Origin of the sequence: Lysinibacillus sp. NPDC093688 (assembly GCF_050280145.1) — a bacterium.
Lineage (GTDB): Bacteria > Bacillota > Bacilli > Bacillales_A > Planococcaceae > Lysinibacillus > Lysinibacillus xylanilyticus_B.
In genome coordinates, this window is sequence record NZ_JBNNUX010000075.1 from 1 (window position 1) to 8,821 (window position 8,821).

The window sequence follows — 8,821 nt, forward strand, 5'->3', positions numbered from 1 at the left end:
TTGTTTCTCGACAATTCAAGTATATATAAATCGGTGAATCTGTGCTTTTTTTATGCGTGGAATTGTGCGAATACCCCAAAAAATATTATAGAACCGTTAAAAAAGCAACTAGCCCTGGCTTGGACTAGTTGCTTTTTAAAAATTCCAATTATTTTTGGAATTTATTCATTTGTGACATCATTTGGCGTACCTGCTTTTCAGACGGCGTACGACCCATTTGCGCCATCATCATACGAATCATTTGCTCATTAATCGGTGGGTTTTCTTTTAAATATTTCATCATAGCTTGACGAGCTAAAAAGAACCCAAGTGCCGCGCCCGCTGCTAATGCGATAATTACAATAATAATCCAGCCCCATGTAGGCATACAACCAACCTCCTCCACTACAATATATACCGAGAAAAAAACTCTCCACGCTCCATTATACACCAAATATTAGCGTGTTACTATATTTTGTAGTGAATTTTCCTAATGCATTGTATACTTCATTGGCTTTAGCCACCCACATTCATTATCTTGTTTATTAAATGCAATAAAGCGCTCGCTCATTTTCGCAAGCATTTGGAATAGATCCAAATCAAGCATCCGTGAACCCTCACAATAGACACAAATTTTGCGTTCCACTAAATAAATAGCCATTTTTCCTTTTATAGGATGTTCTAAAAATAATGCATTACGAGCTCTCTCTAAATGTGCATACTTGGAATCTAGTTGCGCCTCTAGCATCGTAGCTATCTCATCGAAGCGAACGGTTTCACATATATATGCAAGTTCTTTTAAGGATTTCTCGTTAGCGTCTTCACAGCCTTGCATCATCTCTAATAACTTACGCTCTCTGCCGAAAATAAACGTTAAATGCTCTTCTTTTATTTTATATATGGAATAGGTTCTCACTAGAAATCCTCCTTCGCTCATTTCTTTTTCATAAGTATAGCTCATCCAAACTCTTTAATTTGTCAAACGAAGGAGGTATTCATCTTCTATTTTTGTCGAAAACTTTCTACTTTCAGTTCTATTAAATACATTATGGCTAATTGCATTTTTACCAATTTAGCTTCTTGTATAGAGCTTAGAATACTCTCAGCCTCAAGACCTAGAGTAAAATCAATTCCCAGTCCGTTTTAGCAAAGCGCGTTAATAGGTAATATAAAAGTACAAACGAAAGGAGCTAAAACATATGAGAAAATTTCTTTTATTTACAGGAGGCTTCATCGCAGCATGTGTTGCACTTGCCTTAGTTGGACCACTAGCAGGCTTACTATTTTCTGGTTTATTTGTAGCGCTTGGCATGCACTTCTACATTGCAAGCAAGTCGACATTCGGCAAAATCATTTGGTTTACAGTTGGTCTGATGGGTGTTCTATCAGCAATATCTAATATCCCAGCTATGGTTGGTTTAGCAGCAATCGCTATTATCTATGTTATCTACAAAAAATGGAATAACGCAGATGTAAAAATTCCAACGATTGAAGCTAAAGAAGAAGATCCGTTTACAAACTTTGAAAAAGAATGGTCAAACTTAACAAAATAAAAGGAGCGAATTTACATGAACTTATTTCAACGTTTTAAATATACAATAGAGGCAGATTTACATCATGTATTTGATAAGAAGGAACAAAAAAATCCAATTGCGATGTTAAACCAATACATTCGTGAAGCAGAAAAACAAACAGAGCAAACTGGGAAATTATTAGAGCGTCAAGGTCAGTTAAAGGAAAAATTAGAGCAGGAATTTAAGCAAAATGCAGATTTACTAGCTAAACGTGAGGCTCAACTTAAATTGGCTACTACTAGTGGGGAACAAGATTTAATCGATTTTGCTACTGATGAAGTAGCTGCTTATACAGCACGTAACAATACATTACAAACTAGTATTGAAGTAAGCACACGTGAATACTTCGAACTTGAACGCAAATTCGAAACGATGAAACACAAAATTAAAGATATGAAAGTGCGTCAATTACAGCTTATGGGCAAAGAAAACGTCACACGCGCTCACCATCAAATGGACGGTATGATTGCTAAAAACAATAAAACCAACTTTGAAGATTTAGAATCATATATCGATAAGCTTGCTTACCAAATCGACAAAGATCATGAAGTAACATCTTTCGAAACTCGTCTTGCACAGTTAGAAAAAAATGTCGCAGAAGATAACGCACCACTGCTAATTGAAAACAAATAACATGTTATAATGAAAGAAATGCGCCATGTTTAGAGGCGCATTCTTTCACGTTTTGAAATAGAGGGACCTATTCCCTCTCTAATACTCTTAGTAGAAAGAAGGGTGACCCTCTTGCAAAATTTCACAACTAATAAGCTCACTTTTTGGGTAGTATGCTTCTTTTTACTCGTTTTTGTGGAGCTCACTATTTTTAATAACGGTGGCGCCTTTTGTCTATTGATTGGGGTAGGACTTCTTTATTTAAGTTTCTCGAAAAAAAATCGTTTCTTTAAATGGACAGGAATTTTCTTTATTTCGATTGCACTCTTTACGATGTGGAGCTTACGCTTATTTATCGTCATCATTCTTTTATATATGCTCTATCAATACTTGCAAAGAGAAAACGTAGCCAAAGTTGTTGGTGTGGAGCTTTTCGAAAAGCTTCCCGCTACGAAAAATGAATTATTCGGTACATTGCCGGCACCAGTAGAAGCTTATAAATGGCAAGATGTCCAAATACAGCGACTTGCAGGCGACATTACGGTTGACACAACACAAACCATTTTACCTACTGGCACAAGTATTATTACGATTCGACAAGGGATTGGTAAAGTACAAATTTATATCCCATATGAAATTCCATTCCGCTTACACTATACAACCTTATTTGGTGAATTAAAGTGCCTACATGTTGGGCCACAGCGTATACTTAATGAAAGTGTAAGTTTCTCAGATGGAAACCCTGAGGATGCAAAGCGTACCCTAGTTATACATGTTGCAACATGGCTTGGGGACTTGGAGGTGCTACGTAAATGATTGCCTTTATCTCAAGAATATTTACCTTACTTTTTATTTTGATGAGTGCAGCATTCGGTCTCCTTGTCGTTGTTTGGGGCGAGCCAAACGAGAAAACATGGGAGCCCTTATGGCAACAGAATTATAATCATATCCCACTCGGTGGTTTTATTGTCGTCATTCTTTTTGCGCTTAGTTTATTGATTGCAAGCTGGATTAGTATGACAGCCCGTGCCAGAGAGGCTCAAGCAACCCGTATCGTGAAACAGTTAGTTGAACCTGATTTTGTCTTACCTAACAAACAACCTTTACCAAAATCCTTGAAGAAAGCTTTAGTTCAAACAAGTGAGTTAATTGATACTCAACGAAAAAGCTTACAGCGCTTATCCCATGAACGTGCAGAAGCTAATGATAAAATTATTCAAGAACGAATTGTTGCTGAACGTCAACGTCTTGCGCGTGAGCTCCATGATTCTGTTTCACAGCAATTATTCGCAGCTTCGATGTTACTTTCCGCCTTAACCGAAACCGATGAAAATGCTACAAGCTTAAAGCAGGTCGAAAAAGTTGTGCAACAGGCACAGCTTGAAATGCGCGCATTATTATTACATTTACGCCCGGTAGCTCTGCATAATAAAACGCTGGCACAAGGTCTTGAGGAGCTAATAATTGAGCTACAACAAAAAGTATTTTTTCATATTGAATATGAACTTGAGGAAATGTCGTTATCCAAAGCGGAGGAAGATCATTTATTCCGTATTGCACAGGAGGCGTTATCGAATACTCTACGTCATGCCAAAGCGAGCGAAGTTGAATTATTGCTCGTTGCTCGCGATGATTTAGCGATATTACGCATTCAGGACAATGGCCTAGGCTTTGATGTCGAAGCCGATAAATCTACTTCTTATGGTCTACAAAACATTGCTGAACGCGCTGTGGAAATAGGCTGTACGTACAAAATTGTGTCAGTACCTGGAGAAGGAACAATTGTAGAGGTGAAAACCCCTTTACAAAAGGAGGTTGAAGTGAATGATTCAAGTGTTAATAGTGGATGACCATGAGATGGTGCGTATCGGTGTATCTGCCTATCTATCAGCACAACCAGATATCACCGTTGTAGGTGAAGCTGAAAATGGTCAAGAGGCAGTGGAACGTGCTCTCGCCTTACGTCCAGACATTATTTTAATGGACAATGTGATGCCAATCATGACAGGAGCTGAGGCGACAGTTGAAATTTTAGCAGCCTGGCCAGAAGCAAAAATTATGATGGTGACAAGTTTTTTAGATGATGACAAAGTCTATCCTGCATTAGAGGCTGGAGCAGTCAGTTATATTTTAAAAACGTCAAATGCGAAGCAAATCGCCGATGCCATTCGTAAAACAATGGGCGGCGAAACCGTTTTAGAGCCAGAAGTAACATCAAAAATGATGCATCGTATGCGCCATGGCTCTAGTACCCCACTGTATGAGCAGCTTACCGATCGTGAAATGGAAGTATTATTGCTAATGGCTAAAGGCAAAGCAAATCAGGAAATCGCCGATGACCTATATATTGCATTAAAAACCGTAAAGACTCATGTCAGCAATATTTTAGCGAAGCTCGATGTTCAAGATCGCACCCAAGCGGTTGTCTACGCTTTTCAAAATGGGCTTGCAAAGTAAGTTATTCCCCAAAATACGACGAAACTGCATTTCTACCAATGCAGTTTCGTATTTTTTTAATTTAATCGATTAAAAAGTTCTTGAAGATCGCTTACACTGTTAACTATGTATGTTGCTTGTGCATCCGATAATTCTTCACGTGAGCCATAGCCATAAGTAACACCGATAGAATCCATGTGGTTTTCATGTGCCCCAACAATATCGTATTTGCGATCTCCTATCATAATAAATTGATCGATATTCGCTTCGTTAAAATGTTTACGTGCAAATGTGATGACTTCCCCTTTTGCTGAACGTGTACCATCTAAATTGCTGCCAGCGACGAGGTCAAAAAAATCTTCTAGATTGAAATATTGTAAAATTTGTTCTGCAAATACAGTTGGCTTAGATGTAGCTATTGCTAACTGATATCCTTCTTTCTGTAAATATTCTAATAATGAGGATATATTTTGATACAACTTATTCTCATACATGACGATTTGGATAAATCGTTCACGGTAATAAGCAATTGTTGCCATACTTCTAATTCATTGTGCAACTATTTGGATTTCTTTAATGAAATCTTCTAAACGCAAAAAAATACCGCAGCACTCAGTGGAGAATTAACCCCCATTGAGTATTGCGGTATTTAATAAATTATAGCGCTTTTACCTTCGCTACAACATTTTCTACTGTGAATCCGTATTTTTCCATTACTAATTCACCTGGTGCAGAAGCGCCGAACTTGTCAATTGCAAGAACGTCTCCTTCAAAACCAGTGTATTTATGCCAGCCGAATGATGATCCCATTTCGATTGCAAGGCGTTTTGTTACAGCTTTTGGAAGAACAGATTCTTTGTAAGCTGCGTCTTGTTTTTCGAAGCGATCCATAGATGGCATTGAAACAACTGCTACATCCATGCCTTCAGCTTTTAGTGCTTTTTGTGCTTCAACTGCAAGCGAAACCTCAGATCCAGTTGCAATTAAAATGGCATCTGCCACATCTTTTGTAGCAGGAGACACTGTATAAGCACCTTTAGTAACACCTTCACGTACTGTATCAATAGATGCGTCAAGAACAGGTAAGTTTTGACGAGATAATACTAACACAGTTGGTGTTTTTTCAGATGCTACTGCTAGCTCCCATGCAACTGCTGATTCATTTGCATCAGCTGGGCGAACAACAGATAGATTTGGCATTGCACGTAAAGATGCAAGGTGTTCGATTGGTTCATGTGTTGGACCATCTTCCCCTACAGCAATTGAGTCATGTGTAAATACATAAGTAACAGGAAGACCCATTAATGCAGAAAGACGTACAGCTGGACGAACATAATCAGAGAATACGAAGAATGTACCACCGAATACGTTAAGACCACCGTGAAGTGCCATACCGTTCATAGCTGCACCCATAGCAAATTCACGTACGCCGAACCAAATATTACGGCCAGCATAATTGTCTGCAGAGAAATCTCCAGCGTCTTTCATCGTAGTTTTGTTTGAGCCAGCAAGGTCAGCTGAACCACCGAAGAATGATGGTGTCTTCTTCGCAATGGCATTGATTGCATCTCCAGAAGATGAACGAGTAGCTACTGATTTACCTGCTTCATAAACTGGTAATTCTGAAGCGAAATCCTCTGGTAATTGACCATTCATTGCGTTTTCAAATTGTGCTGCTAATTCTGGGAACTCTTGCTTATATGCTTCAAACTTAGCATTCCAAGCTTCTTCAGGTTGTGCCCCTTGAACCTCAGCAGCAGCTGCGAATGTATCATATGCTTCAGCAGGAATTTGGAATGGCTCGTGTGCCCATTCATAAGCTGCTTTTGTTAAAACGACCTCATCTTGACCAAGTGGTGCACCGTGAGAAGCTGCTTTACCTGATTTGTTTGGTGAACCAAAACCGATAACAGTTTTCACTTCGATAAGTGTTGGCTTGCCAGTTGATTTTTTAGCTTCTTCGATAGCTACGTTAATTGCTTCAACATCTGTACCATCAGCAACTTTTAAATAGTTCCAGCCATAAGATTCAAAACGCTTTTGGACATTTTCTGAGAATGATTTTTCTAAATCACCATCTAAAGAAATATCGTTTGAATCGTATAAAACGATTAACTTTTCAAGTTTTAAGTGACCTGCTAAAGAGATAGCTTCAGCTGCTACACCTTCCATTAAATCGCCATCGCCACAAAGTGCAAATGTATAGTGATCAACGATGTCATGTCCTGGTTTATTGTAAGTAGCTGCTAAATGGCGTTCAGCCATTGCCATACCAACTGTCATAGCAATACCTTGACCTAGAGGACCTGTCGTTGCCTCTACCCCAACTGTATGACCATATTCAGGATGTCCTGGCGTTAATGAATCCCATTGACGGAAGTTTTGAATTTCTTCCATTGGTAAACCGTAGCCCCCAAGATGAAGTAGGCTGTATAGAAGCATCGAGCCATGACCTGCAGAAAGTACAAAACGATCGCGGTTATACCATTTTGGATTAGCCGGATTATGGCGAAGTTGTTTTGTCCAAAGCGTATAAGCCATTGGCGCAGCCCCCATCGGTAAACCTGGGTGACCTGAGTTTGCTTTTTCAATTGCATCGATTGACAAAGTTCGGATAGCATTAATCGCTAGTTGATCCGCATGTTGAGTCATTATTTTGTGACATCCTTTCTCGTCCTATATATTGTTCTTATACAGTTTAGTCAACATTGCTTTAGAAAACAATATTTTTGTTATACTATTTAAGTTTTATTACATACTTTATCTTTATTCAGTAGAAATATTTATTTTAAATTTAATATTTTCACAGCAGTGAAACCGTATAAGACTAACTGAATAAAGATAATGCCTCCGGCGGATGTCACGGATTTTGAAAGGAATTAATTGTGCAAGCACAATTCAAAATCCAGACGCAATTACGCCGAGGCGTAATTGATTTAAATGTGACACATTAATTTAGAAATTTATTTTTTTTCGCTTGTTTAACTTTTTCTGGTGTTACATCATTTCCTTCAGGATCTACCACTTTTACGTTTTCAATTGTATCACGCATCGTTGCTCTAAATGTATCTAGGTATTCCTTACGGAGCGCAGTACGTTCTTTAGCTTCTGCCTCTGTTAAAGTACCATTTTTAGACTTAGCAGAAAGTTCATTGATTCGGTTAATTTTTTCTTTTGATAACATAATTACACACCTTTCAATACATATCTTAATGAATATGGTATGCAAAGTATAGCATGTATTCCCTTAAAATGCAGTAATACCAACCTTTCTAGTATTCTTATATTTTTGAAATAAATACCATTAATTGCATGACTTTGAGAAATTACAAGTGTATAACTAATTTATAGGGTTCCAAAATAACATTTAATTTATGCTTGGGGGAAAATGAAATGTTTATCAAAACGAACAGACTATTAATAAGAGAATTTGAGGTTCGAGATTGGCAAGCTGTCTATGAATATACTTCAAGCCCAAATGTGATGAAGTATATTCCAGAGGGCGTTTTTAATGAGGAGCAAGCAAAAAAGTTTGTTTCAGAAAATAGCGGTGAAAATGCAAAATACTTCCCTGTTATTTTACTAAGCGAAAATATAGTTATTGGTCATATTGTTTTCCATCCATATTTCGGTGATCATACGTACGAAATTGGCTGGGTATTGAATCCGAGCTATTACAACAATGGATACGCATCTGAAGCAGCAAAAGCTGTACTGGACTATGGATTTAAAGAAATGAAACTTCATAGAATTATTGCTACATGCCAGCCAGAAAATATCCCTTCCTATAAAGTGATGGAGAAAATCGGCATGAGACGCGAGGGTTATTTTAAAAAATGTATACCAAATGGAGATGAGTGGTGGGTAACTAAACTGTTACGACAAATTTAAACAAAACTATACAACCTGTATAGAAGCATAGATTTATTACAGAATACCCTTCGTATCAAGCGATTGGTGCGAACTCCACGTTAATTGCTTTTAACTCCTAAAGCCTTGTGACCAACGCGGAGCTGGAAACGGCAGACGTAACGGTGCGAAAGCAGAAAAAACAACAAGGATGGCATAAGCTGAAAAAAATTACTCAGTGTCCGTAAAGGATCATCGTGACAACTGAAAACGGTAGCGCTAAGTGCTTTGACAATGGATGTTTAGCAGCGAACTCCTAAATCTCTAATGAGACAAGGAAGACGTTCAACGACTATCTCCTTGAGGGAGAG

The 8,821-nt window shown here is 38.1% G+C and carries 11 protein-coding genes; 6 read left to right on the plus strand and 5 right to left on the minus strand.

The window, feature by feature from the left end; genetic code table 11:
* Positions 1–148: 148 nt before the first annotated feature.
* On the minus strand, positions 149–367 hold the full coding sequence (locus tag ACQKN2_RS24625) for a YneF family protein (protein ID WP_049668607.1): 219 nt from the start codon (positions 365–367) through the stop codon (positions 149–151).
* A 102-nt stretch (positions 368–469) separates the two neighbouring features.
* Positions 470–895, minus strand: a complete 426-nt coding sequence (gene sirA, locus ACQKN2_RS24630) for a sporulation inhibitor of replication protein SirA (protein WP_053483154.1) — start codon at positions 893–895, stop codon at positions 470–472.
* Positions 896–1,178: 283 nt separating this feature from the next.
* Between sirA and ACQKN2_RS24635 the strand changes: the two genes are divergently transcribed.
* From ACQKN2_RS24635 to ACQKN2_RS24655, 5 genes are all read left to right on the plus strand, one after another.
* Complete coding sequence (locus ACQKN2_RS24635) at positions 1,179–1,532, plus strand: ABC transporter permease (RefSeq protein WP_427417268.1); 354 nt, start codon at positions 1,179–1,181, stop codon at positions 1,530–1,532.
* A 15-nt stretch (positions 1,533–1,547) separates the two neighbouring features.
* Positions 1,548–2,186 (plus strand): PspA/IM30 family protein, encoded by a 639-nt coding sequence (locus ACQKN2_RS24640; protein WP_427417269.1) that lies wholly within the window; start codon positions 1,548–1,550, stop codon positions 2,184–2,186.
* A 102-nt stretch (positions 2,187–2,288) separates the two neighbouring features.
* A complete protein-coding gene (gene liaF, locus ACQKN2_RS24645) occupies positions 2,289–2,981 on the plus strand; it encodes a cell wall-active antibiotics response protein LiaF (RefSeq protein WP_323651287.1) in 693 nt (230 codons plus the stop codon).
* Complete coding sequence (locus ACQKN2_RS24650) at positions 2,978–4,015, plus strand: sensor histidine kinase (RefSeq protein ID WP_427417270.1); 1,038 nt, start codon at positions 2,978–2,980, stop codon at positions 4,013–4,015. The genes liaF and ACQKN2_RS24650 overlap by 4 nt, the downstream gene beginning before the upstream one ends.
* Positions 3,990–4,622, plus strand: coding sequence for a response regulator (locus ACQKN2_RS24655; RefSeq protein WP_427417271.1), 633 nt, complete (start codon positions 3,990–3,992; stop codon positions 4,620–4,622). The genes ACQKN2_RS24650 and ACQKN2_RS24655 overlap by 26 nt, the downstream gene beginning before the upstream one ends.
* A 56-nt stretch (positions 4,623–4,678) precedes the next feature.
* On the opposite strand, the gene ACQKN2_RS24660 is transcribed toward ACQKN2_RS24655, so the two are convergent.
* The 3 genes from ACQKN2_RS24660 to ACQKN2_RS24670 all read right to left on the minus strand — a co-directional run bounded on the left by ACQKN2_RS24660 (position 4,679) and on the right by ACQKN2_RS24670 (position 7,785).
* Positions 4,679–5,140 carry an HAD hydrolase-like protein gene (locus ACQKN2_RS24660; RefSeq protein ID WP_427417272.1) on the minus strand — a complete coding sequence of 154 codons (462 nt, stop codon included), beginning with the start codon at positions 5,138–5,140 and terminating at the stop codon, positions 4,679–4,681.
* 118 nt (positions 5,141–5,258) lie between these two features.
* Positions 5,259–7,253: a transketolase gene (tkt, locus tag ACQKN2_RS24665; protein ID WP_427417273.1), complete on the minus strand. Its 1,995-nt coding sequence runs from the start codon at positions 7,251–7,253 to the stop codon at positions 5,259–5,261.
* 298 nt (positions 7,254–7,551) lie between these two features.
* Positions 7,552–7,785 (minus strand): DUF896 domain-containing protein, encoded by a 234-nt coding sequence (locus ACQKN2_RS24670; protein WP_285394498.1) that lies wholly within the window; start codon positions 7,783–7,785, stop codon positions 7,552–7,554.
* 209 nt (positions 7,786–7,994) lie between these two features.
* Here ACQKN2_RS24670 and ACQKN2_RS24675 point away from each other — a divergent pair, with 209 nt between their 5' ends.
* Positions 7,995–8,492, plus strand: a complete 498-nt coding sequence (locus tag ACQKN2_RS24675) for a GNAT family N-acetyltransferase (RefSeq protein WP_427417274.1) — start codon at positions 7,995–7,997, stop codon at positions 8,490–8,492.
* Positions 8,493–8,821: the final 329 nt, after the last annotated feature.

Excerpts from the sequence above, each read along its gene's own strand:
- ACQKN2_RS24655 (WP_427417271.1), top strand. The coding sequence starts at position 3,990 with ATGATTCAAGTGTTAATAGTGGATGACCATGAGATGGTGCGTATCGGT.
- ACQKN2_RS24670 (WP_285394498.1), bottom strand. The coding sequence starts at position 7,785 with ATGTTATCAAAAGAAAAAATTAACCGAATCAATGAACTTTCTGCTAAG.
- ACQKN2_RS24650 (WP_427417270.1), top strand. The coding sequence starts at position 2,978 with ATGATTGCCTTTATCTCAAGAATATTTACCTTACTTTTTATTTTGATG.
- ACQKN2_RS24660 (WP_427417272.1), bottom strand. The coding sequence starts at position 5,140 with ATGGCAACAATTGCTTATTACCGTGAACGATTTATCCAAATCGTCATG.
- ACQKN2_RS24675 (WP_427417274.1), top strand. The coding sequence starts at position 7,995 with ATGTTTATCAAAACGAACAGACTATTAATAAGAGAATTTGAGGTTCGA.
- ACQKN2_RS24625 (WP_049668607.1), bottom strand. The coding sequence starts at position 367 with ATGCCTACATGGGGCTGGATTATTATTGTAATTATCGCATTAGCAGCG.
- tkt (WP_427417273.1), bottom strand. The coding sequence starts at position 7,253 with ATGACTCAACATGCGGATCAACTAGCGATTAATGCTATCCGAACTTTG.
- ACQKN2_RS24635 (WP_427417268.1), top strand. The coding sequence starts at position 1,179 with ATGAGAAAATTTCTTTTATTTACAGGAGGCTTCATCGCAGCATGTGTT.
- ACQKN2_RS24640 (WP_427417269.1), top strand. The coding sequence starts at position 1,548 with ATGAACTTATTTCAACGTTTTAAATATACAATAGAGGCAGATTTACAT.